This is a genomic window from Clostridium sp. UBA5119 (assembly GCF_002414285.1).
Lineage (GTDB): Bacteria > Bacillota > Clostridia > Clostridiales > Clostridiaceae > Clostridium_J > Clostridium_J sulfidigenes.
Genome location: NZ_DHYX01000051.1, coordinates 49,652 through 74,780, shown reverse-complemented (window position 1 = coordinate 74,780; position 25,129 = coordinate 49,652). Strand labels below are relative to the sequence as shown.

Below are 25,129 nucleotides of genomic sequence, written 5' to 3'. Positions count from 1 at the left end.
ATTGAAATTACCTTTTCTGTAGAGTATAATTTAAAAGAATGAAATTTTTAAGTAATAAGCCACATGGTTTACATAGAAAGGACGAATATTATATGAAATTAGGAATAGTAGGTTTACCTAACGTAGGAAAGAGTACATTATTTAATGCTATTACAAAAGCAGGAGCAGAGTCTGCTAACTATCCATTTTGTACTATAGAGCCAAATGTAGGAGTTGTTAGTGTACCTGACAGCCGTCTTGATGTATTACAAAAATTATATAATTCTAAAAAACAAGTACATACTGCTATAGAATTCTATGACATAGCAGGATTAGTTAAAGGAGCAAGTAAAGGTGAAGGACTTGGAAACAAGTTTTTATCTCATATAAGAGAAGTAGCTTCAATAGTTCATACTGTTAGGTGTTTTAAAGATGATAATGTTGTTCATGTAGAAGGATCTGTATCGCCTATAAGAGATATTGAAACTATTAATTTAGAATTAATTTTTTCTGATTTAGAAGTGCTAGAAAGAAGAATGGAAAAATCTATAAAACTAGTACGCTCAGGGGATAAGACTGCAAAAGTTGAATATGCAATTATGGAAAAAATCAAAAAACATTTAGAAGACAATATGCCAGTTAGAACTTTAGAGTTTACAGATGAAGAAGAAGAATTTGTTAAATCTCTTTTCTTAATAACTTCTAAACCTGTATTATATGCATGCAATGTAAGTGAAGAAGACTTAATGGAGTGTGGCGGAGAAAACGAAATGGTAAAAGAAGTAGAAGCCTATGCTGCTAAGGAGAAATCTGAAATTATCATAGTATGTGCTAAATTAGAAGAAGAATTATCTACATTAGACGATGAAGAAAAGAAAGACTTACTTTCAGAGTATGGTCTTGAAGAATCAGGCCTTGATAAACTAATCCATGCAAGTTATAAACTTCTTGGACTAATGAGCTACTTAACTGCTGGTGTTCAAGAGGTAAGAGCTTGGACAATTAAAATAGGTACAAAGGCACCTGCTGCTGCTGGTAAAATTCATACCGACATTGAACGTGGATTTATCCGTGCTGAGGTAATTTCCTTTGATAAGTTAGTTGAATGTGGCTCTGAAGCTGCAGCTAAAGAAAAAGGCTTCTACAGACTTGAAGGAAAAGAATATATAATGCAAGATGGAGATGTAGTAAACTTTAGATTTAATGTATAATTATTCTGAAATTAAATTCTTTATATAATTTGAAAATGTATGAGTGAAATTCACTCATACATTTTTTATATAATGTATTATTCAATTATAAACTTTGAAATCTCAAATTTTAAAGTTTCAGATAATTCATTTAAATTCTGAGTATATCTTGAAATTTCATCCATATTAGCAGTAATTTCTTCTGTAGAAGCTGATATTTCTTCTGTGGCTGAAGCAGTGCTTTCTGAAATTGATGTAACATTTTCTATTTCTCTTACTACATTAATTTTTTCATATTGAATATTCTCAATAGATTTTTTAATTTCACTTATCTTACTTGATAACTCAAGTACACTTCCAGATATGTTTTCAAAAATTTGTGAAGTTTCACTTACCATTTTTCCTTCTTCATCTACCACTTGTTGAGAGTTATTTATAGCAGATACAGCTAACATAGATTTTTCTTCTATGGCTTTAATCATAACATTTATTCTATCAGTTGAACTCTTTGATTGATCTGCTAATCTTCTTATTTCATTAGCTACTACCGCAAACCCCTTACCTGCCTCGCCAGATCTAGCTGCCTCTATAGATGCATTCAAAGATAATAAATTAGTTTGTTCTGTTATATCAGAAATTGTTTTAGATATAAGATTTATTTGATCCATACTTTCATTTACTTCTTTCACTATATTTCCAACAACTTCAAAAGTATCTTTTATTTTCGTAGAACTGTTTATTAGCTCTGAAACTATTTTGCTTCCTTCAATACTATAATTCTTTGTATCTTTAGATATACTATCAATTTCTGTAGAGGAATTTTCTATATTATCAATTCCTACAGCTAAATCTTCCATATGGTTTGCACATTGAATAGTACTTTCAGCTTGATTAGAAGCACCTGAAGCTATTTCATCCATGGCTATATGAGTTTGTGAAAGGGCAATAGTAGTTTCATTAGACATGATAGCTAAATCAGCTGCAGTTTTTAATACCACCTGAGATGACTTGTCCACATTTTTCATCAATAGTGCAATGGATTGCATCATATTGTTAAAGTAATCTCCTAATTCTTTAAAGTCATCTTTGGACTTAATTTCTACTTTACCTGTGAAATCTCCTTTGGCAGCTTTAGATATTACGTTCTTAACCTTTTTCATGTTTTTAGCGATGCCTTCTCCTAAAATTATACTTATAATTGTTGTAGCTATTCCTATTACAATTATCCCTATTATTAAAAAGTTTCTAACTGCATTAGTATCTTTCAATAATTCTATTTCAGGTATAAATGCTACTAATTTTATGTTTTTTAATGAATTCAAATTATAAACTACAAAATTTCTTTTTCCATTATTACTTAATTCTATAAAACCTGAATTATCATCTACTACAGATTTAAGTTTCTCATCTACCTCTATTAAATTTTTACCTATTAAGCCTTCATCTGTATGAGATACAATATCACCATTACTACTACATACAACTACAACTCCTTCATCACCTATTTTTATATTAGATATACTTGAACTAAAAACATCTAAAGATAAATCTAATCCAACAACTCCAACAACCTGTCCATCCTTTACCACTGTCCTAGCCAGTGTAACCGTAGTTTTTTGATCTTCAGCACTAGTATATGGAGATGTAATTATATAAGAGTCCTTATTTGCTGTAGCTAAAGTATACCATTCCTTCTCCTTATGATTATATCCATCTGGAAGATTAATTTTGTGGGAAGCATAAAAATCACCATTCTCTGTTCCATAAAATACTGTACTAATGTTAGAATCTGATACTTCTACATTATTCATATGACTTATTATATCTTTAATGCTTTCACTGCTATTATCCAACTCAATAAATTTACTGTTAAGTGTTAGTGAATTTATTTGATTTGCAACTGTATTAAAATAATTTTCTATCCCTCTATTCACCTCTACTAGCGTTTGACTAGTGGAGTACTTTAAGTTATCTTTAAGCAAACTATAACATTCATTATAAACCAATAATGATATAAAAATTAAAGGGATAATAGATACTCCTAGCAACGAAATTATAAGTTTACTCTTTAAGCTGTTAAAATTCTTTTTCATATACCCATCCCCATTCAAAGTTTATTAATATAAAGTTTTTACACTTTATATTTTAATTTTCGCAACATTCATAAATTTCTTTATATAGAATAATTATAATGATATAAAATTATTAATCAGGCCTTTAGTTGATTAAAATAATAAAACAAAAATAGATGTTTCCAAGCTCAAAACCCTCTATAGTCATGCTGCTATTACAATGGTAATAGCTCTATTTTGAAAATTTAATTAACTATAAATGGAGGGTATTATTACAACTCATCACCTTAAAAGTTGCATAATACTCTCCACCTTACACTTATTTATTGTATATTTATTTCATCAATATTGAAAATATATGGTATGCTAATACATTCCCATAAGACTAGCTAGTTATATAACAATATATCTATATTACTATATACATATATTAATTTTTACATATATTAATAGTTAACTATTTGTTCTGTTCATGGGGGTTTCAAGGAATTTCCACCCTTTCTTTACCATCATTTCTTATCATATTCTATACACTGCTTACTTATTAACTCCATTATATTATCCATAGTAATTTCTTCAGCATCAAATATTAACTCCATGGCATCTTCTACAGTTTCTATAGTATATATTTTAAATTTTCCTTCAAAAATTGCTCTCTCAACTTCTCTTGAAAGTACTAAATCATCTTTATTAGATAGAGGAATAACAACTCCCTTCCCTTCCGTATCATCCATGATTTTACACACTTCGAAGAATCCTTCAATTTTTTCATTTACACCACCTATAGGCTGTACTTGACCAAATTGATTTATAGATCCAGTAATTGAAATATTTTGTTTAATAGGAATCTTGCAAAGAGCAGATATTATAGCTAATGCTTCAGCTACTGATGCACTATCACCATCTATAACTCCATATAACTGCTCAAAGCTAAGATTGAAATCTACTGGCAGAGTTTTATATCCTCCATTGATATTATTAATATATCCTTTTAAAATATTAATTCCCTTAGTATGAATTTTACCACTTAGGTTGGATTCTCTTTGAGCATCAATGATTTTTCCTTCCCCCTTAAAACAGGTGCAGGTTATTTTAACAGGCTTACCAAAACTTGTATATCCCGTATCAATGACAGAAAGCCCGTTAATTTGTCCCACCTTGCTTCCTGAAACATCTATCAGCAATTTTTTTTCATCATATAACTCTAGATATTCTCTTTCTATAGGCTCTTTCCTATAAGCAATGTTCTCTATATCATCTCCATCAATAAATTCCCTTGCCTCTTCTTCTGCTTTATAATTAGCTTGTATTATAAGGTTTGATAATTCATCATGGTCGAAATGTACCTTATTTTTATTTTCTGCCTTTCTAGATAAAAATTTTGCAATTTCTCTTATGCCACTAGATGTTATAGGTTTAATATTATTTTCCTTAGACAATCTATTTATTTCTTTTAGTAATACAGTTTTAACCTTATTCTCGGCCTTTAATACTCCCCTATAGTCAGCTCTTGTCTTAAATATTGTTCTGAATTCTTTATCATAGTTATATAAAGCGTCATGAATATCATAATCTCCAATTATTATTACTTTAGTGTTAATAGGCATAGGTACTGGTTTTAAACCACTTAAAGTGAATAGTTCTATATATCCTCTGTTGTAATCTAAATCTACTTTTTCTGATATTATAGCTCTTTTCAAATAATAATAAGACTGAGAATTACTAAGTAGACTACTGGCTCTGAGAATTAGACATCCCCCATTAGCTCTTACATAACTACCTGCTCTTATGGATTTTACTGTAGATACATATATATTATTATGATTTTCATAATCTATAGACCCAAAAAGGTTAGATACACTAGGATCTTCTTCAAAGATTACTGGTGGATACTCAATATCTGAATTATCAACAATTACATTTACATCATATTTATATATAATGTCTCTTATAGCTTCTTCATCATCCTCATAGCTTATAGAATAGTTTTCCTCAAGTTCGCCCTTAATCTCAGTGATTAAGTAATGAATATAAGCCTTAGCCTCACTATCATCCTTAAATTCTTCTTCTATTACTACATTTAACTCTTCCATTTCTTCTTTAAAAAAGTTATCCATTATCTCTCTAATTCTATTTATTTCATCACTTTTCATATTTCTTAACTTTTCTAATATATCATTAGCATTTATTTTTAACTCATCAACTTTATTTAATATTTCAAATTTTTCTTCTTCCTTAAGATTATCGAATTCATCCTCTGTCATTTCTTTTCCATCAACTAGGGGTATAAATGTAAATCCATCCCCACTAGTTTTTATATCAAAACCATAGTCTTTAGAAAGTTTAATTAAATCTCCTACTATTTTGCTACGTCTGTCTTTAATAGTGCTAATAAGGTGTTCTTTTTCTTTATTATCTATGCCATTATAAAATTTAAATATACTTTTTGCATAAAACTCTTGAATCTTATCTACTACCTTTTTAAGCTTATTTCCATATCCATTGTTAACAAACAAATGAATAGGCTCCTTTGCATTTCCTTTTATAACATAACATATATCCTTTGGTGGCTTTCCATCCTTCAATATATGTTTTACATAGCTAATAATATGTTTTACTCTATCCTTGCAAAATTCATCAACTAAGTAAATATTATACCCTTCACCATTTAAAAGAAGTGAGGTTTTTATTTTATTATATGCATCCTTATATTGTGGCAATATAAATTCGCCTTCTATTTCTCTATCTTCAACAATTTCAAAATCGTACAAAACTTCACTGGGTTTTAAAACTCTTTTCATACTGTCCTCCCAAATAAAATCATTTAGTATATTAATATTCTTATAAAAGGACTTTTGGAACAAAAACATAAAAATTCATATTATAATTTTTAAAAATTAAACATAAACTTGTTATAACAACTTAATTATTATATAATAATGGTATTGTGTAATATTATACACTTGAATACAGTCAGATATTATACGTAGTTATTTATTCTTCATGTAAAGGAGTTATTCATATGGGATTCAAAGACAAATTATCACAAAGTTATTCTAACGCTTTTATAAATAGATATGGTGATAGAATAACGCAAGTTCAAGGAAGAGCTTTATCTGTTAAAACAGAGGAAAAATCTTTTCTTGGAATTTTAAATACTATTATTGTTACTATTGTAGTAAAACAAGACAGTGCTAGAACTATAGCAACTTGTGTTTATAAGAAAAAGAGATGGTTTAAAAAGCCAGAATTCATTCCTGTATCTCAAGGTCATTCTTTATTGATCCAAGGTTTAAAACCTGATTATTCTAAAAAGAAAAAGAAGAAAAAGAAATTTAAGGACTACATAAGCATAATGAACGTTATGAACCTTACTAATAAGAGAGACTTAGTTCCTGTTGAAGGTGGTCAAAAGAAGATACAGAGAGTAAGACAAGATAGAAGGTTTAAATAAGTAATGAAGCTCCCTTGGCTGGGGCGTAATAGAAAAACTTAACTTTTTAGTTAGCACAGGATACTACTTGTATCCTGTGTTTTTTTGACATACCTATAAAAAAGATGTACAATTCTAAATTGGTAGTACCAATTTAGAAAGGGATGTTTATATGAAGTATTTTCGTCAATTTGCAATTATTTTGGCAGTAACTTTTATTGGAGAAATATTAAAATATATTATTCCATTACCTATTCCTGCTAGCATATATGGTTTAATTCTCATGCTTATAGTTTTAAAAGTAAAAATAATTTCCCTTGAACAAGTTAAAGAAACTGGAACTTTTTTAATAGAAATTATGCCTCTTATGTTTATACCAGCAGCAGTTGGTTTATTAGTTTCTTGGGATGTACTAAAGGATATTTGTATTCCTGTTATTATAATAACTATTTTAACCACAGTTATTGTAATGATAGTTACAGGTAAAGTTACCCAGTTTATGATTAAACTAGAGAGGATGAATAAAAATTGAAGGATTTATTATGCAATTCAGCATTTTTCGGAGTAGTAGTCAGTATTCTAGGCTATGAAATAGGGTTGTTTTTAAAAAAGAAATTTAATAATGGGATCTTTAATCCCTTACTTATTTCAATTCTTTTTGTAATGGTAGCTTTAGTTATTTTTAAAGTAGATTTTGAAAGTTACAATAATGGAGCAAAATATTTAAGCTATTTACTAACTCCTGCTACAGTATGTCTAGCAATTCCTCTATACGAGCAACTGGATTTATTAAAAAACAATTTTAAAGCTATTATAATAGGAATTTTTTCTGGAGTAGCAGCCAGTCTTATAAGTGTATTTTTATTTGCTCTGCTTTTTAAGTTTACCCATGAACAGTATGTAACCTTGCTTCCAAAATCCATTACTACAGCTATAGGAATGGGAATTTCAGAAGAGTTAAATGGAATTGTCACAATTACAGTAGCTGTTATTATTGTAACTGGTATTATTGGTAATATCCTTGCTGAAATTATTTGTAAGGTATTTCATATCCATGAACCAATTGCTAAAGGAATCGCCATAGGAACCTCTTCCCATGCCATAGGAACTGCAAAGGCAATGGAAATTGGAGAAATAGAAGGTGCCATGAGTGGTCTTGCAATAGCAGTAGCAGGTTTATTCACAGTAATTGGTGCCTCCATCTTTGCTAATCTTTTATAAGTCTTTAATAAACTTTACAATGAGAGAATTCGTACAGGCTATTAAATTCTCTCAAACTTTTATTACTTTAAAAAGCTCCAGAACATATAAAACAGCCATGGTACCTAGAGTGATATACTTCCCTTATTGCAGACAGTTTAAATAACAGAACTATTTACTATAAGGATAAACACATTAAAAAGTACCTTGGCTATTTTTCACTTAAAATATTCTTAGTTCTGTTTCCTACAAAAGTGGCAATGCTATTAATAAAGGATATTATTCCTGAGAAAAATACAATGATTGCCCACTGTCCAATACCTATAGACATGGTATGGAATATACCTTGTAACATAGGAACATATATTACTAACAAAAGTGCTGTCACTGAAATAATAACAGAACCCAATAAATACATATTGCTAAAAGGATTGATTTCAAATAGAGAATACTTTTCACTTCTACATTCAAATACATGAATTAACTGTGAGCAAATTAGAGTTCCAAGGGCTAAAGTTCTACATACTCCTAATCCATATCCATAATATTTACCCGCTAAGAATGCAAGAACTGTACAAACACCAATTAATGCACCTCTAATTAATATCTTTTCTTTTAATCCCCTTGCAAAAACACTTTCACCTTTTTTTCTTGGCTTTTCATACATTATGTTTTTATTTGGTGGATCTACTCCAAGAGCTATAGCTGGAAGTCCATCTGTAACTAAATTTACAAATAAAATTTGAATTGGAAGAAGTGGTACTTCTAAATAAAACAATGAAGCTAAGAACATAGTCAATACTTCACCTAAGTTACAAGATAATAGATATCTTATAAATTTTCTAATATTATCATATATAACTCTACCTTCTTCAACTGCAGTTACAATAGTAGCAAAGTTATCATCTAATAATATCATAGATGCAGCTTCTTTAGTTACATCTGTTCCTGAAATTCCCATAGCTATTCCAATGTCAGCTTCTTTAATAGCAGGGGCATCATTAACTCCATCCCCAGTCATAGCTACAATATTACCCCTACTTTTAAAAGCCTTTACTATTCTTAATTTATGTTTAGGGCTAACTCTCGCAAATATTCTATAATCATCTATGGACTTTTCAAGTTCTTTATCATTTATTCTATCAAGTTCAGCTCCTGTAATTACTTCCTTGCTTTCATTACATATATTTAGATCTTTTCCTATAGCAAAGGCTGTGTTTTTGTGATCACCTGTAATCATAACTGGTCTTATTCCTGCAACCCTGCATTTTAAAACTGCATCCTTTACTTCTTTTCTTGGTGGGTCTATAATTCCAGCCACCCCTACAAAAATTAAACCATTTTCCACCTTGTCTCCTTTAATTAAGTTATTCTCTTTATATGCACCTGCAATGCATCTGAGAGCTCTAAAGGACATATCATCAATAAGTTTTTCTGCACTTCTTCTATAAGGAATAGTTAATGGCTCTACCCTTCCATTTACTAATATATGTGAACATCTATCAAGTACTCGCTCTGGAGCTCCTTTAACATAACATACATCCTTCTTAGTAGTTACGTCCTTCACAATTACTGTCATCATTTTTCTTGTAGAATCAAATGGGATATCAAAAATCCTCTCTACTTTACTATTAAATCCTTCTATTTCAGAAACCTTTTTAAAGAAGCCTTTTATTAAAGCAGTCTCTGTTGGATCTCCCATTAAAGCCTTTTCCATGGAATTAGAATAATAATTATAGTTACAATCATTACAATATACAAATATCTTTTTTAAAATATCATGGTCAAAACTTTTATCTTCATCAATATCATGAATTTTTCCATTATGAAGAAGTGCTGTTACCGTCATTCTATTTTCTGTTAAAGTTCCTGTTTTATCACTACATATTACAGATGTACATCCTAGAGTTTCTACCGCTGGTAACTTTCTTACTAGGGCATTTCTCTTAAGCATTCTTGATACTCCTAATGCAAGGGCAACAGTTACTATAGCTGATAACCCTTCTGGAATCGCAGCAACAGCTAAACTAACGCCAGATAAAAACATGTCATAGACATTTTCACCTCTATAAATACCTAAAAAGGTTACCACAGCACATATAGTTAAGCAAAGAACTACAAGTACCTTTCCAAGTGAATTTAATCTTTCCTTTAGTGGAGACGGTTCATCTTCTATAGAGTGAAGCATATGAGCTATTCTACCCATTTCTGTATTCATTCCAGTTCCATATACCTTTGCTTTTCCCCTACCTGTTAATACGATAGTTCCCATATATATATTATTATCACTATCCTCTGGATTCTTGTGCACTCCTACGGATTCACCAGTTAGAAGAGATTCATCCATCATAACATTATTTCCTTCAACTAAAATACTATCAGCAGGTATCCTATCCCCACTTTCTAATATAACCAAATCTCCTGGTACTAGATATATGGAATTAATAACTTCAATTTTTCCATCCCTTATTACCTTAGCAGTAGGTGAGGATAATTTTTTTAACTGTTCTAAGGATTTTTCAGTTTTATATTCTTGTACAAAACCTAAAATTCCATTCATTACTATAATTATTAGAATAGTTATAGCGTCTGCTTTATCCCCCATAAAACCTGATATAACAGTTGCCACCATTAGTATCCAAATAATCAAATCATTAAATTGTGACAAGAATATTTTTATAGGTGACACTTTTTTCTTACTCTGTAACTCATTTAATCCGTATTCTTTCAGCCTATCTTCTATTTCATTGGTAGATAGCCCTCTATATTCTTTAGCACTCACATTTTTTCCCCCTTACATTTTTTTTATTTATAGTTAGAAATAATCTATCATTAAAATATATGTACCATCCTACCAGTATATGAAAACTTTAACTTTACATAAGGTAAATAAACCTTTAAAATACTAATTATAAATAAGAATAGATATTATAAAGGAAGGTTATTCATGGTAAATAAAGTATACATAACAGGTCATAGAAACCCTGACTCTGATTCTATTTGTGCAGCCATTGCTTATTCAGAGTTTAAAAATAAAACTCAACGAATCAATGCTATTCCAATTAGACTAGGGGAAATTAGTAGAGAAACTCAATTTATCCTAGATTACTTTGGAGTTCAGCCACCACAGCTTGTTCAAACTGTAAAACCTCAAATTATAGATTTAAAAATAGATACAGTAGCTCCTATTGCTTCAGACATATCCTTAAAAATGGCTTGGTCTATAATGAAGCAAAAAAATATTAAAACTCTCCCAGTTATATATCCTAATGAAAAATTAGCTGGAATTGTATCTGTATCAAATCTGGCTGCTAGTTATCTAGATATTTGGGATAATTACGTTTTAGCTAAAAGTAAAACAAGTCTAAGTAACATTTTAGAAACTCTATCCGCTAAAATTGTTTACTTATCAGATGAAAACTTAGAACTTAAGGGTAAAGTTGTAGTTTCTATGATGGAACCAAATGATAGAAATTTAATAGAAGCGGAAGATATTTGTATCTGTGGAGACCGTGAGTTAGTTCAAGAATTTGTATTAGATTGTAATGCTAGATTAATGATAATCACTAATAATACAACTCCCTCTGAAAAAATTATTGACCTAGCTAAAGAAAAAGGCTGCACTATAATCACTACTCCTTATGACTCTTTTACTGCTGCTAGACTAATACCTCAAAGTATTCCTATAGAATACGTAATGACTAAAAATAATTTAATTACCTTCTCTACTAGTGACTTCATTGAGGAGATTAAAGATATTATGCTAGAAACTAGATATAGAAGTTATCCAGTTTTAGATGAAGATGGTTCCGTGGTTGGAAGCATTTCTAGATATCATTTAATAACCCAACAAAGAAAGAAAGTAATTTTAGTGGACCATAACGAAAAGACTCAGTCTGTAGACGGTCTTGAAGATGCAGACATTTTAGAAATTATCGACCACCATAGAATAGGAGATATTCAAACAGGTCAACCAATATACTTTAGAAATGAGCCTGTAGGAAGTACTTCTACCATAGTTGCTAATATATTCTTTGAAAATGGAATTAGACCATCTAAGAAAGTAGCTGGATTATTATGTGGCGCCATTATTTCCGATACTCTACTATTAAAATCTCCAACAGCAACTATTGTAGACGAAATTATCCTAAAGAGATTAGCTGAAATTGCAAGTATAGATATAGAAAAATTTGCCCAAGAGATGTTTAAAGCGGGAACTTCATTAGAAGGAAAAAGCTCAAAAGAACTTTTATACCAAGATTTCAAAATCTTTAATATGGGTAATTTTAAAGTAGGTGTTGGACAAATAACAACTACTTATATGGATGGATTTACTCCACTAATTAATGATTTAAAAACTGTAATGAATGAAAAAGCAAATCAAGGAAAGTTTGACCTAATTATTCTTATGGTTACTGACATATTTAAAAGTTCTTCTTTATTCATCGTGTGTGGTGAACACAAAGAAGTATTCTCAAGAGCCTTTAACATTAAGTTAAACAATGGAACAGCATATATTGACCAGATAGTTTCTAGAAAGAAACAAGTTATCCCACCTCTTACAGAGGTTATAAACCAAATTAAGTAATTCTTTAACTCCAAAGGAGGCTGTCCTTAAAGACAGTCTCCTTTTATTTACTGTACCACTAATTTAAAAAATGAACCCTTATTAATAATATAAATCCAAAATATAACAAAGAAAATAAAACATACTCCATATATAACAGTTAAAAAATCCTTAACACATAAATCATCAATCTTTCCTTGATACACTCCATAACTTTTTAGATAATGTACCCCCTTATCTTCTATGTAGTAAAAATTAACTGATTCAATATATGCAGCAAAAATATAAATGTTTAAAAGTGGATTAGTAAATAGATTTTTTAAAAAATCCCCCTTGAAATTAATTTTAAAGGTTTTATTTCTAATAATATAGACAATATATAAGAATATTCCACCTATTAAAGTTGGAATAATATTTAACACATTTAATATACCATTAATAAACTTTAGACTCTCATCGTCACTCATATAATATATTAATGTATATATTACTCCTCCTCCATTACCTATGATTATAATATAAATTAAGGGTGCCAAAAAACCACAAATCAATGATTTGCTAATTAAGGATAAAGTATTGTAAAACTCCTTTTTTTCAGTGGACTTTTTAATTACTGTTTTTCTTTCACTATTGCTTATCTCTATAACGAAGAAAGCTACAATAGCATTAACAATTTCCCTATTAGATATAAGACTTATCATTACCCCTATGGTAGATATAAGTATAAAGTATACCCATTGTAAAACTACTTTGCTTCTTATTTTAGAACTAAATTTCTCATTGACTTCTATTGCTAATCTATGTCTATCAAACTTCCAAAATAATATACTTAGCAAACATCCAAATAAATATCCTACCCCATAATATCACCCCTCCTATTTAAAGCTTATCCTTTGTTAATATTATATTATATGTTTTAGTACATAAAAAAAGAATGAAAAACTATGTCTTTCATTCTTTTCTATTCCATTGCTATCTTAAATTGTTTATCATTCCCCACATATCATCTGCAGTTTTTAATGCAGAGGAGCTTAATTGAAAAGCTCTTTGGGCTACAATCATGTCAGTCATCTCAGTAGACATATCTACATTAGATCTTTCCGTAAACCCTTGATAAATATCTCTATCCGTAGTCTCCATTACAGTAGCTCCTTCTATTGGAACAAATAAGCTTTGTCCTGCAGAAATAAAATCTGTATCACCTATGGTCTTATAGGTTTTAATATCTCCAACTTTTATAGAGCTTCCATCATTATCTAAGGATAAAGCTCCATTTGCATCTATAGAAAACTTATCTTTAGCAAAGTTAATTTGACCCCCTGGCACATTTATCTCATTACCATTAGCATCAGTTATAGATAATCTATATCCATTATTATCTACTAAAATTCCTGAAGCATCCACTTTGAAGTTTCCATTTCTAGTGTAGGCTACACTTCCATCTTGTTTATATACCTTAAAGAATCCTTCTCCATCTNNTATCTTTGTATTAGTTAAGCTTCCTTGAGTTTTTATTCTAACTTCATTAGTAGATTTCACTCCTGTACCAACATAAAGTTCAGTATTTGCATTCTTAGACCATGGTACTCCTAGTCTCTCTAATGAACTGGTATAAAGGTCTTGGAATGTAGATGTTACTTTTTTATATCCAATAGTACCGGAATTTGCTATATTATTTGATACTAAGTCTAATTTATTCTGTTGTGCCTCCATTGCACTTCTATTGGTGTAAAACATACCGTACATAAACTCACTCCTCAAATTTTTCTTTCTCTATTAATTCTATCTAGTTTTACCTATTTCATTGACAGCCTTGTCCAAGGTAGAATCTAAAACCTTTAAAATAGTTGCATTACTTTCAAAGTTTCTCATAACAGTCATCATGTTACTAGTTTCTTGAACTACGCTAACATTAGATCCTTCAAGAGATTTATTAACCACATAAGGATTATTAACAAAGGTAGGATTAACTCCTTCATAAAGGTTATATGTAAATTCATTAAGATTTTCATATTTACCTTGGTTATCCTTTGGAAAATTAACTACAGCTAATCTGCCAACTTCTCGTCCATCCACAGATATATTCCCAATATTGTCTGCAGAAATACTTCCTTCACCTATATATATAGGTGCTAGTCCATTTCCACTCCTACTAAGTACCCTATCTCCATTAGAGGTGACTAAATATCCTGAAGTGTCTACAGCAAAATGACCATCTCTTGTATAATAATTTGTAGCTCCATTAGCGGTTTGTCTTTGAACTACAAAAAATCCTTCTCCCTGAAGGGCAAAATCAGTTGTTACTCCTGTATCCTTTATAGTTCCTTGTGAGAAATTAGTGGTTCGATCATTTATTTCTACTCCATTACTCATAGCTCCAATGGTTACTCTTTCATTGTTTTTTCCATCTTTATTAGAAATATATACCTCATCAAAACTCTTCATGGACAATATCTGCGATTTATATCCTGTGGTGTTTATATTTGCTATGTTATTCATAATAGCACTTTGATTTTTTTCACTGGTAATTATTCCTGAAGCTACTGTATACAATCCTCTAATCATTGTTTGCACCCGCCTTTATATCAATTTTAATCTGGTCTGGATAGGTCATTCCTAACTTTTTTGCTCTTATTTCAATTTCACCATCGCTAAGTTTATAATCTATTTTTGCAGGTATAGTAAAAAATATTCCTAGTATTATGCCAATGCCTATACCAAATAAAATTTTTCTATCACTTAAAGCTCTCATACACCTTTTTATTTTAAATATAATTCCTTTATTAATAAGACCTCACCCTTTCCTATATTCAGCTGTTGTGCTATGCCTTCTTCACTTAAGCCTTCAGCTAATAAGGCTTTTACTTCTTCTACTTTTAAGCTATTACCTTTTATATCTTTTTTAGGATTACTGTCTTTTTCTTCTTCTTTTAAATCATCTATTAACTCATTCACATTTTTTCCTTCAAGAATAATATTATCATCTAAGGAATCAATCTTATCTACCAAGGTATTTATGTACTCATCGTTACTAATATTTTTATCTGAATCATCCCTTTTTTCTAATAATTCATTTTTAATAAATTCAGTATGATTTACTTTTTTTAAATCATTTATTTCTCTTTGTAATTCTGTAATTGTTTTAGCAAACTCACTTCTTATTTCAATAAGTCTCATATCTACTTCATCTATATTAGATTCTGCATCTATCATAGCTTTACTAAAGTTATTTTCTTCTCTCATTATAGCCCTTATATTTGTAGCAATTAAAGCCACCCCAATAATAATTAATAAAATATACATATTCTCACCTATCTTCTACGATCTAATATCATATTGGAGTTTCTCAATTTCTTTTCTTAAATTTAAAATAGCTCTACTATGAAGTTGACAAACTCTTGATTCTGATACTTCTAACACTGCTCCTACTTGTTTTAAAGTAAGTTTTTCAAAGTAGTATAGATTTAGTATAAGTCTATCTCTTTCCTTTAGATTATCCAGGCCTCTCCTCAAGTACTCTAGCATTTCTTTTTCTTCCAAAGACTTTTGTGGAGAAGGACTTTTAGTATCCTCTATAGAATTGATTAAAGACATTTCCTCATCATCCCCAAATAAAATAGTTTCTAAGGACATCATTGAAATATAGTTTACATAACCTTGTATATCTGTAAGCTCCTTTAAACTTATTTCCATCCTTTCAGCTACTTCAATATCTTTTGGTTCTCTGTAAAGCTTATTTTGTAATTCTTCCACTACCTTATTGTATCTATTAAGCTTATCGATGGCTCTTTTCGATATAGGACTATTTTTTCGTATTTCATCTATAATACTTCCATTTATTCTTATGGCAGCATAGGTGGAAAATTTCATACCCTTAGTGTCATCATACTTATTTATAGCATCCATAAGCCCAATCATTCCATAACTTATTAAGTCTTCATATTCAACATATTTATTTTTTCCTACGATAATCTTGGAAGCAATATACTTTACAAGAGGTATATTTTTTTTAATTATCTCTTCTCTAACATCTACATCACAAGCTACAGACACATCATTTCCCTCCTACTTCGTTTTCATTAACTTTCTCATGTTCTTAAAAATAAACTGTATTATGTTTTCCCTTACCTTATCATCAATAAATTGAAATTTTACTCCATATACATATTCATTTTTATTTTGTGTCTCATCTCTAACGATTTTACCTAAGGCTAATATATCTTCGTTATTAATCTTAGTATTCAACATGACTAGTTGTCCTAAATTAAGACTTTCCTTTATCTTTATTCTAATACCTCCACCACTTAAATCTAAAGTTTGTCCTTCCCTATAATTACAGTTTTCAATATCCCTAAGGATACTTTCATTATATTTATCTATTGGTGAATATCTCATCATATTTATAAAGGGCAATCTTACATAGTCTCTTCTTTGTACCTTCTGCAATTCACTTTCTCTTTCCAATGTAATCAAGGCTATTTTATCAAATTTTCTTCCTTTCACCTTAGCCCAAAAATTATATATATTACCTTTTCCATCATTATAATTACACTTAACTGTGTCTCCAGTGTTTAAAGGATAACTTATGCCATTTAGTATAGGTGTAGCTATAGCTATATATATACATTCTTCATCAATATCTTGAATTTTTGATTTTGCTAATTCTCGATTTTTTGTATAAATCTCTATTTTATTATTGATTTCCATAATATTATTAGCTTTCATACTCTCCTCCTATGAAAAAATATTAAGCATTTTTTTAAATATACCCTGGATGCTATTGCCCTTATTATAAGATATACCTTCTAACTCCTTTGCAATAGCCTCAATGTTTTCACTTACTTCACTTTTAGGGAAAGACAATACCACAGGTCTTTGCATTCTTACAGCTTGCACTAATTTTTTATCTTCAGCGATGTTTCCTAAATGCACTAGATTAACTCCTAGAAATCTATTTGCTGAACTATTAAGTCTATTAAAAGTATTATTTCCTTCTTCCTTAGTTAAAACCTTATTAACAATAATTTTCGCTCTATTTTTCATATTATGATTACATATGGTTTTTAATAAGCTATATGCGTCCGTTAATGCTGTTGGTTCTGGAGTAGTAACAATAAAAACTTCATGACTACATTCGATAAAAGCCATAACGGTTCTATTTATGCCTGCTCCTGTATCAATTAATATATAGTCAAAATCTTTTATTTCGCCTAACTTATTAATTAAAACTTCTCTTTGCCACATATTTAAGTCATCTAATCTAGAAAGTCCTGTACCTCCACATAAAATTTTTATACCTAAAGGTCCATTTATTACTACCTCATTAACGGATTTATTATTTAATATTATATCAAAAATAGTATATCTAGGTATAGTCCCTATTAAAACATCTACATTGCCCATACCTAAATCTGCATCTAGTACTAAGACTTTTTTCCCTAGTTTTTTAAGAGAAATTGCTAAATTAATTACCATGTTACTCTTACCTACCCCTCCCTTACCGGAAGTTATGGTAAAGATTTTAGTACTATTATTGCTTTCTTCCATAGTACCTTGCTTTTCAAATACCATTTGTCTTAATCTCGAAGCCTGGTCTAACATATACTATTTTCCCCTAACACCAATTTTATTATCTCATCCTCCAATGGTATCTTTATATCATCTGGTACATTCTGTCCTACAGTGATAAATTTAATAGGAACCTCAGTCCTTCTACATATATTTAGTATGGAACCATAAGTTGAAGTCTCATCTAACTTAGTTAGTATTAGTCCATTGTATTTTATATTAGAAAATCCATTAGCAATGATGTCCATGTCACCACTCTTAGTAGTAGCACTGACTACTAAATAAGCATTATCGACCTTAGCCCTATCTAGAAAAGCCTTCAATTCTAATACTTGCATAGTATTTTTACTACTCCTACCAGTAGTATCTAATAAGATCACATCACAGTCTTTCATTGAGTTTATAGCTTCTTCCATCTCAGTTAATGAAAATACCACCTTAAAATCAATATTCATAATATCTGCATAGGTTTTTAACTGTTCTACTGCTCCTATTCTATAGGTGTCTACAGTAATTAAACCTACCTTTTTCTTTTTTACAAGAGCTAGCTCCCCTGCTAGCTTTGCTATAGTTGTAGTTTTTCCTACTCCTGTAGGACCCACTAAAGCTATGGTTCCATTTATTTCACTAGAATCTATTTTTATAGTAGCGCCAAGTTCCTCTTTAATTCCATTCATGATTTCATCGATGGAAGACACTTGTTTATTTATTTTTATAGTTTCTGTTAATTCTTCAACTATATCTTTAGATATATCTAATTCTCTAAGTCTTTCCTTGGCTTCTTTGAAATAAATTTCACTATTATTAGCCTTTTCTTGTTGTAATTGATTTTCTTCTTTGTTATTGTTATCTAATTCTTCTAATTCCATTTCCGCATTTATAGAATTATTGCTTTGAGTAGAAAAATAGGAATTTATAAGACTCTTCATCGTTTCAACTTCTTGTCTTAGCTCCAATTCATCATTTTTCACTATATCTACTGGTAAAATACTATTACTATTTATTTCTTTATCATTCCAACTTAAATCATTAGATTTAGATTCAACAGCTGCGGTTATCTCCACTACTTTAGGAGAAAATAACCCTTTAATACCAGGCTTTCTTATAGCTCTTTGACTTATAATTACAGCATCTTTGCCTAATTCCTTACCTATCTTACTTAATGCTTCCTTCACGGTAGAAGCTACATATTTCTTTATAATCATTAGATAGATACAACTCCTTCGGTCCTTATCTCTACATCATTAGGTATTTCATTTAAAGACAACACTACAATACTTGGAAATACCATTTCTATAAGCTTTCTAAATGCTGGTCTAATTCTTGGAGAAACTAGAATTATAGGTATATTAGTTGGAAAGTGGGTACTTTCTAACATTACCTTGATACTATTAAATATTTCTGTTGTAATATCTGGATTTATGGCTGGGAAAGAACCCTGCATAGATTTTTGAATATTACTTCCTATCAGCTTTTCTATATCTGGAGATATGGTTACTGCTGTAATTCTATGTTCTTCATCCACTAAATCATTGCAAATAGTTCTGCTTAGTGAAAATCTTACATATTCCGTTAACATTTCAATATCCTTAGTATTTCGCGAATTATCAGCAAGACACTCTAATATAGTTACCATGTCTTTTATAGATACCTTCTCTTTTAAAAGTCCTTGTAAAACCTTTTGAATTTCTCCTATGGTCATAAGGTCTGGTACAAGTTCCTCTACCACAGTAGGATACTTTTCCTTTACAGAATCTAAAATAACTTTAGTTTCTTGACGCCCAAGAAGTTCATAAGAATGAGCTTTAATAGTTTCTGTAAGATGAGTAACCATAACTGTAGTTGGATCTACCACAGTAAGTCCCTTTATCTCTGCATCTTCTCTTTGATCCTTATTTATCCATAGAGCATCTATTCCAAAGGTAGGCTCTATTGTCTTTATTCCTTGCATATTTATATCTTCTCCAGAAGAATTCATACATAGAAACATACTTGGCATTATGTCCGCTCTAGCTATCACTGTTCCTCTTATCTTTATTACATATTCATTATTTTTAATTTGTAGATTGTCTCTAATTCTAATAGGCTGAACCACAATTCCCATCTCTATAGCACATTGTCTTCTCACTGATGAGATTCTCTGCAACAAATCTCCTCCTGAGGATTCATCAGCCATAGGAATAAGCCCATAGCCTATTTCTACCTCTAATGGCTCAACAGAAATTAAATTCATCACATTTTCTGGCTCTCTACTCTCACTCTCTACAATTTCCTTTTCTTCTATTTCTATCTTCTGCTTAACTTGTTGCTTTTCATCCTTATACATTAGGTAAGCACTTGTTCCAGCTGCTGCAGATAGAGCAAAGAATACTAGCATAGGCATCCCTGGAATTAATCCAAGGATAAATAGTACTAGAGATGCAATTGCTATAACTACTGGAAATGCTGTCAATTGTGATGAAACCTGTGTTCCAAAGTTATCATCACTTCCTGAACGAGTAACTAATATACCTGAAGCTGTAGAAATTAACAGTGCAGGTAATTGACTTACAAGTCCATCTCCTATGGTGAGTTGTGTAAACTTAGCAGCAGACTCTCCTATACTCATATCCATCATTACTGCCCCTATAACAATACCGCCTAAAATATTTATTATAGTAATTATAATACCTGCTATGGCATCACCTTTAACAAATTTAGATGCACCATCCATAGCTCCATAAAAATCTGCTTCCCTTTGAAGATCTATTCTCTTTTTCCTAGCATCTTCTTCTGTAATCATTCCTGCATTTAAATCTGCATCTATACTCATCTGTTTTCCTGGCATTGCATCTAAGGTGAATCTTGCTGAAACCTCAGATACTCTTCCAGCACCACTAGTTATAACTAAAAACTGTATAATAACAATAATTAAAAATATTATTATTCCAACAAAATAGTTACCACCAATTACGAACTCTCCAAAAGCCTGCACTATCTTTCCTGCATCTGCTTGTCCTAGAATTAGTCTAGTAGAGGATACATTTAGTGCTAATCTAAATAGAGTAGTTACAAGTAATAATGTTGGAAATACTGATAATTGCAATACATTTGTAGTAAACATTGTAAGTAACATTATAATTATAGATATTGAAATATTAATGGCAAAGAAAAAATCAAGTATTCCTGGGGGCAATGGTATAATTATCATTAGTACAATAAGAATTACCCCAAATGCTACTATTATATCTAAGTTATTCTTAATACTAAATCCCTTATCTTTAAGCATAATTATCATCCTTTTTTACGTTATTTCTTCATTTTATAAACTAATACTAATATTTCTGCCACTGCTTTATACATATCAAAGGGAATTTCCTTATCTAAATCCACTTCTTTGAACATAAGTCTAGCTAATGGTTTATTTTCTATAATCGGTACATTATTTTCAATAGCCTTTTCCTTAATCTTTAACGCCACATACTCACTGCCCTTTGCCACAACTATTGGTGCTTTTCCACTATTTTCTTCATATTTCAAAGCCACCGCAATGTGGGTTGGGTTTGTAATTACAACAGTAGCATCTGGTACTGATTGCATCATTCTTCTCATAGCCATTTCTCTTTGCTTTTGTTTTCTTTTTCCCTTAACTATAGGGTCTCCTTCTTGTTGTTTATATTCTTCCTTTATCTCTTGTTTAGTCATTTTTAAATCCTTATTATGTTGGAATTTCTGATATAAAAAATCTATGCATCCTATTATTAATAAGGCTATACCAACTTTAACAAAAACATTAATTATTAAGCTAGCCAATTCTGTAAGTATTGTTCCTGTTTTAAGATTTCCAAAGTTCAAAAGACTATAGTAATTATCTATAACAAACTTATATCCTATATATCCTACAATAGAAACAATACCCAAATTTTTTACTAAATCCACTAAGGATCTTATAGAAAACATTCTTTTAAATCCACTTATAGGATTTAGTTTACTAAACTTAGGTTTTAATGGATCTCCAGTATATATAAAACCCGTTTGAATTATTGATCCAATTACGCCTATAACCATAATAGGAACTGCCACTGGTATAAATATTTTAAAGATATCCATGAATACCTTTATTAAAAGTCCTACTAAACTCTCTTGGCTTAACTGAAAATTTAAGTAGCTCCCTAGATACTTTTTCATACTGGAGCTTAATACCTTCAGCACAAAGCTACTTAAGATAGCTATAACTAAAGTAGCTGCTAAAAGAGTTAAGGCAGAAGATAATTCCTTACTTTTAGCTACTTGACCTTTTTTCTTAGCATCTTGAAGTTTTTTAGGAGTAGGCTTTTCCGTCTTATCTCCACTATCATTAGATGCGGAAATTAATATAAAAGGCATCATAGTAAAGATTTCCGAGAATATATGCTTAATAGCACCAAAATTTGAAGCTATAATTTTCATAATTAAAGGAATAGAAATTATAAAGGTTGCAAGCCCAACAAAAATCTTGATTGGCATTCCTAGTATCATAGCATTAAGCTGAGGCATAACTCTTGATACTAAGCCTAATACAATTTCCGTCATAAGTATTATAAGCATTATTGGCACTGCAATCTTAATCCCAATAGTAAAAAATTCAAATACAACTTGAATAATATATCCTAAAATTTCTTTATTAAAGGTTACAGTTCCTACAGGAACTGAAGTAAAACTATCTATAAGACACTGCACTAAAATAAGATGTCCATCAATTAACATAAATACAGCAAGACAAATCCAGTACATCAACCTTCCCATTACTGATATGTTTTCACCTGCAACTGGGTCAAATAAGCTCATCATAGAAAAGCCCATGGAAAAATCCATAATTTGTCCTGCCATCTGTACAACACTAAACAGTAAATTTACTATATATCCTAGACATATTCCTATGATTACTTCTTTACCTATAAGCACTATTAAAACAAATATATTACTTATTTCTGGTAATGCTTCAGTACTGACTATGGGAGATAAAATCATGGATATAATAAGTCCTACACCAATCTTTGCTATATTGGGTGTTCCTGTTGGGAAAAAGGTTGGCACTGTAAAAATCAAGGATGTTATCCTCATAAACACCATTAAAAAAGCTATAAACATTAAAATATCTACCAACGTTATCCCACCTAAGCTCCTATATTAGAAATTATTGAAAAAATTCTTTGAGTAAAACCTATCACTGTGTTTCCTATAAAAGTGGCAGTAATTATTCCCACTATTGCCACAGCTATTATTTTAGGTACAAAGGTTAAAGTTTGTTCTTGTATCTGAGTTGTGGCTTGAAATATACTTATCAAAAGACCTACTGCCGTAGCTGTAAGTAGTATTGGTCCAGCTGCCATTAAAGCTGTCTTCACCATATCCTGTAATATTGCAACCACCATAGTCTGTGTCATATTACATCACCTCTCTAAAATCCTAGTATTAAGGATTGACTTAACAAATTCCATCCATCTACTAATACAAATAAAAGTAATTTAAATGGCAGAGAAATCATAGCTGGCGGTAACATAAACATACCCATAGACATAAGAACACTAGCAGTTACAATGTCCACCAATATAAATGGTATAAATAACAAAAATCCTATTTCAAAGGCTGTTCTTAACTCACTTATAACAAAGGCTGGTACAATTGTATAAAGTGGAACATCATCATAATTATAAGTTTCCTTACCATCTGCATCCTTTTCCACTTTAACAGCGTCCTCTACCTTTCCAGCTTCAAGAAACAACTTTAAATCTTTTACTCTAGTTTGCTTTAACATAAATTCCTTCATGGGCTTTACCCCTTTATCTATAGCAACATCCATTGTTATTTCTTCCTTCATGTAAGGCTGAACTGCCTTCTCATTAATTTCTGAAAAGGTAGGTGCCATTACAAAGAAAGTTAAAAATAAGGACAAACCAACAATTATTTGTTTTGGCAGTGATGTAGCTCCTATAGCGCTCTTAAAGAAAGAAAGTACAGTTACAATTCTTATAAATCCTGTAGTCATTATAAGGATTGATGGAAGTATTGTAAGTACTGTTAGTACTAATAATAATTTTATATTGTCCACATATTCAGTAGGAGTTTTTGCATCCCCATCACCAAAGGATATATTTATATCTGGAATTGGCATGGTATCTCCAGTAGCATAAGCTACTTTACTACTAATTGAAATAACACAAAACACCAGTAGTATTAGCATTATAGGTTTTATAAACTTTTTTAGATCAAATTTTTTCATATGTATTATCCCTTTATTCCTAAAATAATATTTTACTTTCTCCATTTTAGATACTTGTTTTTAAAGATTTGTTTTAACTCACTACTATTCTTCAATTTAATCATTTCAATTTCTTTGTAATCTTCCCCTGCAACTTCTTCTACAATTTCTATTTTTCCTTGAGCTGAAGTTACTAAATAAAATTTATCTCTTATCTTTACAATGAGCAGAGAGTTATCCTTACTAATGGTTAGTCTCTCTACTACTCTCATTGTAGATTTCCTGTTTATGTGACTATATTTCTCAACGGTCTTCCCTAGCCAAAGAATTAATCCTATAACTAAGGGGAAAAATATTACAAGTTTTAATAAGGTTAAAATCAATTGACTATCCATATGTCACCTATTGAACAATTATATCTGTGAAGTAAATATTGGTTATCTTACCACTATTTAAAAGCTCATTTGCCTTTACGATTATCTCTTCTTTTAATAAAGCATCTCCCTCTGTTTTGAAGTCCGTAGATTTCTTAGCTCTTAATACCTTATTTATACTGTCTCTTATTTGCGGAATCTTTGCTATAAGTTCTTCTTGTAGCTCCTCATTCTCTAAATTTGACCCTAAGGAAATTTTCACCTTTACAAATTTAGACTTTCCCTCATCACTTAAATTCACTAAGAACTCGTCTAAATTTAAGGTAGCTTCCTTTTCTACTACATTACTTTCACTAGTGTCATTACTATTTTTACCTACATTCTTTGTTGCAACGGTATATCCAACAAATACAGCTCCACTTATAAGTGCAAATATTACTATAGCAGTTACTATAACTAGAACCAATTTAGAACTTCCACCCTTTTCTTTTTCTAACTCATTACCTTTGCTATTTTTTTTGTTCAT

The 25,129-nt window shown here is 30.3% G+C and carries 23 protein-coding genes; 5 read left to right on the top strand and 18 right to left on the bottom strand.

What is annotated here, in order from left to right; translation table 11 throughout:
* The first annotated feature begins 92 nt into the window (after nucleotides 1–92).
* Nucleotides 93–1,190, top strand: a complete 1,098-nt coding sequence (gene ychF / locus B2671_RS08060; RefSeq protein WP_346869946.1) for a redox-regulated ATPase YchF — start codon at nucleotides 93–95, stop codon at nucleotides 1,188–1,190.
* A 77-nt stretch (nucleotides 1,191–1,267) separates the two neighbouring features.
* On the opposite strand, the gene B2671_RS08055 is transcribed toward ychF, so the two are convergent.
* A complete protein-coding gene (locus B2671_RS08055; RefSeq protein WP_346869945.1) occupies nucleotides 1,268–3,262 on the bottom strand; it encodes a methyl-accepting chemotaxis protein in 1,995 nt (664 codons plus the stop codon).
* Between the two features lie 488 nt (nucleotides 3,263–3,750).
* A complete protein-coding gene (locus B2671_RS08050; RefSeq protein WP_346869944.1) occupies nucleotides 3,751–6,042 on the bottom strand; it encodes an AAA family ATPase in 2,292 nt (763 codons plus the stop codon).
* Nucleotides 6,043–6,263: 221 nt separating this feature from the next.
* Here B2671_RS08050 and B2671_RS08045 point away from each other — a divergent pair, with 221 nt between their 5' ends.
* The 3 genes from B2671_RS08045 to B2671_RS08035 all read left to right on the top strand — a co-directional run bounded on the left by B2671_RS08045 (nucleotide 6,264) and on the right by B2671_RS08035 (nucleotide 7,895).
* On the top strand, nucleotides 6,264–6,695 hold the full coding sequence (locus B2671_RS08045) for a hypothetical protein (protein ID WP_150845003.1): 432 nt from the start codon (nucleotides 6,264–6,266) through the stop codon (nucleotides 6,693–6,695).
* 151 nt (nucleotides 6,696–6,846) lie between these two features.
* Nucleotides 6,847–7,206 carry a CidA/LrgA family protein gene (locus B2671_RS08040; protein WP_346869943.1) on the top strand — a complete coding sequence of 120 codons (360 nt, stop codon included), beginning with the start codon at nucleotides 6,847–6,849 and terminating at the stop codon, nucleotides 7,204–7,206.
* Nucleotides 7,203–7,895, top strand: coding sequence for an LrgB family protein (locus B2671_RS08035; protein ID WP_346869942.1), 693 nt, complete (start codon nucleotides 7,203–7,205; stop codon nucleotides 7,893–7,895). Before B2671_RS08040 ends, B2671_RS08035 begins: the two co-directional genes overlap by 4 nt.
* A gap of 190 nt (nucleotides 7,896–8,085) precedes the next feature.
* Here the strand turns inward: B2671_RS08035 and B2671_RS08030 are convergent, their stop codons facing one another.
* Nucleotides 8,086–10,656: a calcium-translocating P-type ATPase, PMCA-type gene (locus B2671_RS08030; protein WP_346869941.1), complete on the bottom strand. Its 2,571-nt coding sequence runs from the start codon at nucleotides 10,654–10,656 to the stop codon at nucleotides 8,086–8,088.
* Nucleotides 10,657–10,821: 165 nt separating this feature from the next.
* Here B2671_RS08030 and B2671_RS08025 point away from each other — a divergent pair, with 165 nt between their 5' ends.
* Nucleotides 10,822–12,462, top strand: a complete 1,641-nt coding sequence (locus tag B2671_RS08025; protein ID WP_346869940.1) for a putative manganese-dependent inorganic diphosphatase — start codon at nucleotides 10,822–10,824, stop codon at nucleotides 12,460–12,462.
* A 47-nt stretch (nucleotides 12,463–12,509) separates the two neighbouring features.
* Here B2671_RS08025 and B2671_RS08020 read toward each other — a convergent pair whose 3' ends face one another.
* From B2671_RS08020 to B2671_RS07950, 15 genes are all read right to left on the bottom strand, one after another.
* Entirely contained in the window at nucleotides 12,510–13,277 is a 768-nt protein-coding gene (locus tag B2671_RS08020) for a hypothetical protein (protein ID WP_346869939.1), read from the bottom strand.
* 136 nt (nucleotides 13,278–13,413) lie between these two features.
* The gene (locus B2671_RS08015; RefSeq protein WP_422653230.1) at nucleotides 13,414–14,178 is read right to left on the bottom strand and encodes a flagellar hook-basal body complex protein; all 765 of its coding nucleotides are present in this window, start codon (nucleotides 14,176–14,178) and stop codon (nucleotides 13,414–13,416) included.
* 45 nt (nucleotides 14,179–14,223) lie between these two features.
* Complete coding sequence (locus B2671_RS08010; protein ID WP_346869937.1) at nucleotides 14,224–15,006, bottom strand: flagellar hook-basal body complex protein; 783 nt, start codon at nucleotides 15,004–15,006, stop codon at nucleotides 14,224–14,226.
* Complete coding sequence (locus B2671_RS08005) at nucleotides 14,999–15,193, bottom strand: hypothetical protein (protein ID WP_346869936.1); 195 nt, start codon at nucleotides 15,191–15,193, stop codon at nucleotides 14,999–15,001. The genes B2671_RS08010 and B2671_RS08005 overlap by 8 nt, the downstream gene beginning before the upstream one ends.
* Nucleotides 15,194–15,201: 8 nt before the next feature.
* Entirely contained in the window at nucleotides 15,202–15,744 is a 543-nt protein-coding gene (locus tag B2671_RS08000) for a hypothetical protein (protein WP_346869935.1), read from the bottom strand.
* A gap of 15 nt (nucleotides 15,745–15,759) precedes the next feature.
* Nucleotides 15,760–16,494 (bottom strand): FliA/WhiG family RNA polymerase sigma factor, encoded by a 735-nt coding sequence (locus tag B2671_RS07995; RefSeq protein ID WP_346869934.1) that lies wholly within the window; start codon nucleotides 16,492–16,494, stop codon nucleotides 15,760–15,762.
* A gap of 12 nt (nucleotides 16,495–16,506) precedes the next feature.
* Nucleotides 16,507–17,166: a flagellar brake protein gene (locus B2671_RS07990; RefSeq protein WP_346869933.1), complete on the bottom strand. Its 660-nt coding sequence runs from the start codon at nucleotides 17,164–17,166 to the stop codon at nucleotides 16,507–16,509.
* A 9-nt stretch (nucleotides 17,167–17,175) separates the two neighbouring features.
* On the bottom strand, nucleotides 17,176–18,042 hold the full coding sequence (locus B2671_RS07985) for a MinD/ParA family protein (RefSeq protein ID WP_346869932.1): 867 nt from the start codon (nucleotides 18,040–18,042) through the stop codon (nucleotides 17,176–17,178).
* Nucleotides 18,036–19,214, bottom strand: coding sequence for a flagellar biosynthesis protein FlhF (flhF, locus tag B2671_RS07980; RefSeq protein WP_346869931.1), 1,179 nt, complete (start codon nucleotides 19,212–19,214; stop codon nucleotides 18,036–18,038). Before flhF ends, B2671_RS07985 begins: the two co-directional genes overlap by 7 nt.
* Complete coding sequence (gene flhA, locus B2671_RS07975; RefSeq protein WP_346869930.1) at nucleotides 19,214–21,277, bottom strand: flagellar biosynthesis protein FlhA; 2,064 nt, start codon at nucleotides 21,275–21,277, stop codon at nucleotides 19,214–19,216. Before flhA ends, flhF begins: the two co-directional genes overlap by 1 nt.
* A gap of 20 nt (nucleotides 21,278–21,297) precedes the next feature.
* Nucleotides 21,298–23,133 carry a fused FliR family export protein/FlhB family type III secretion system protein gene (locus B2671_RS07970; protein WP_346869929.1) on the bottom strand — a complete coding sequence of 612 codons (1,836 nt, stop codon included), beginning with the start codon at nucleotides 23,131–23,133 and terminating at the stop codon, nucleotides 21,298–21,300.
* An 11-nt stretch (nucleotides 23,134–23,144) separates the two neighbouring features.
* Nucleotides 23,145–23,414 (bottom strand): flagellar biosynthetic protein FliQ, encoded by a 270-nt coding sequence (locus tag B2671_RS07965; RefSeq protein ID WP_035129252.1) that lies wholly within the window; start codon nucleotides 23,412–23,414, stop codon nucleotides 23,145–23,147.
* Between the two features lie 14 nt (nucleotides 23,415–23,428).
* A complete protein-coding gene (gene fliP, locus B2671_RS07960) occupies nucleotides 23,429–24,250 on the bottom strand; it encodes a flagellar type III secretion system pore protein FliP (protein WP_346869928.1) in 822 nt (273 codons plus the stop codon).
* 32 nt (nucleotides 24,251–24,282) lie between these two features.
* Entirely contained in the window at nucleotides 24,283–24,624 is a 342-nt protein-coding gene (locus B2671_RS07955; RefSeq protein WP_346869927.1) for a flagellar biosynthetic protein FliO, read from the bottom strand.
* Between the two features lie 7 nt (nucleotides 24,625–24,631).
* Nucleotides 24,632–25,129, bottom strand: a complete 498-nt coding sequence (locus tag B2671_RS07950) for a flagellar basal body-associated FliL family protein (RefSeq protein ID WP_346869926.1) — start codon at nucleotides 25,127–25,129, stop codon at nucleotides 24,632–24,634.

What these genes read in the sequence shown, in the direction of transcription:
- B2671_RS08055 (WP_346869945.1), bottom strand. Translation starts at nt 3,262, where the DNA reads ATGAAAAAGAATTTTAACAGCTTAAAGAGTAAACTTATAATTTCGTTG.
- B2671_RS08025 (WP_346869940.1), top strand. Translation starts at nt 10,822, where the DNA reads ATGGTAAATAAAGTATACATAACAGGTCATAGAAACCCTGACTCTGAT.
- B2671_RS08050 (WP_346869944.1), bottom strand. Translation starts at nt 6,042, where the DNA reads ATGAAAAGAGTTTTAAAACCCAGTGAAGTTTTGTACGATTTTGAAATT.
- B2671_RS08010 (WP_346869937.1), bottom strand. Translation starts at nt 15,006, where the DNA reads ATGATTAGAGGATTGTATACAGTAGCTTCAGGAATAATTACCAGTGAA.
- B2671_RS08000 (WP_346869935.1), bottom strand. Translation starts at nt 15,744, where the DNA reads ATGTATATTTTATTAATTATTATTGGGGTGGCTTTAATTGCTACAAAT.
- B2671_RS07985 (WP_346869932.1), bottom strand. Translation starts at nt 18,042, where the DNA reads ATGTTAGACCAGGCTTCGAGATTAAGACAAATGGTATTTGAAAAGCAA.
- B2671_RS07950 (WP_346869926.1), bottom strand. Translation starts at nt 25,129, where the DNA reads ATGAACAAAAAAAATAGCAAAGGTAATGAGTTAGAAAAAGAAAAGGGT.
- B2671_RS08040 (WP_346869943.1), top strand. Translation starts at nt 6,847, where the DNA reads ATGAAGTATTTTCGTCAATTTGCAATTATTTTGGCAGTAACTTTTATT.
- B2671_RS07990 (WP_346869933.1), bottom strand. Translation starts at nt 17,166, where the DNA reads ATGAAAGCTAATAATATTATGGAAATCAATAATAAAATAGAGATTTAT.
- fliP (WP_346869928.1), bottom strand. Translation starts at nt 24,250, where the DNA reads ATGAAAAAATTTGATCTAAAAAAGTTTATAAAACCTATAATGCTAATA.
- B2671_RS07965 (WP_035129252.1), bottom strand. Translation starts at nt 23,414, where the DNA reads ATGACACAGACTATGGTGGTTGCAATATTACAGGATATGGTGAAGACA.
- B2671_RS08005 (WP_346869936.1), bottom strand. Translation starts at nt 15,193, where the DNA reads ATGAGAGCTTTAAGTGATAGAAAAATTTTATTTGGTATAGGCATTGGC.
- B2671_RS08045 (WP_150845003.1), top strand. Translation starts at nt 6,264, where the DNA reads ATGGGATTCAAAGACAAATTATCACAAAGTTATTCTAACGCTTTTATA.
- flhA (WP_346869930.1), bottom strand. Translation starts at nt 21,277, where the DNA reads ATGCTTAAAGATAAGGGATTTAGTATTAAGAATAACTTAGATATAATA.
- ychF (WP_346869946.1), top strand. Translation starts at nt 93, where the DNA reads ATGAAATTAGGAATAGTAGGTTTACCTAACGTAGGAAAGAGTACATTA.
- B2671_RS07955 (WP_346869927.1), bottom strand. Translation starts at nt 24,624, where the DNA reads ATGGATAGTCAATTGATTTTAACCTTATTAAAACTTGTAATATTTTTC.
- flhF (WP_346869931.1), bottom strand. Translation starts at nt 19,214, where the DNA reads ATGATTATAAAGAAATATGTAGCTTCTACCGTGAAGGAAGCATTAAGT.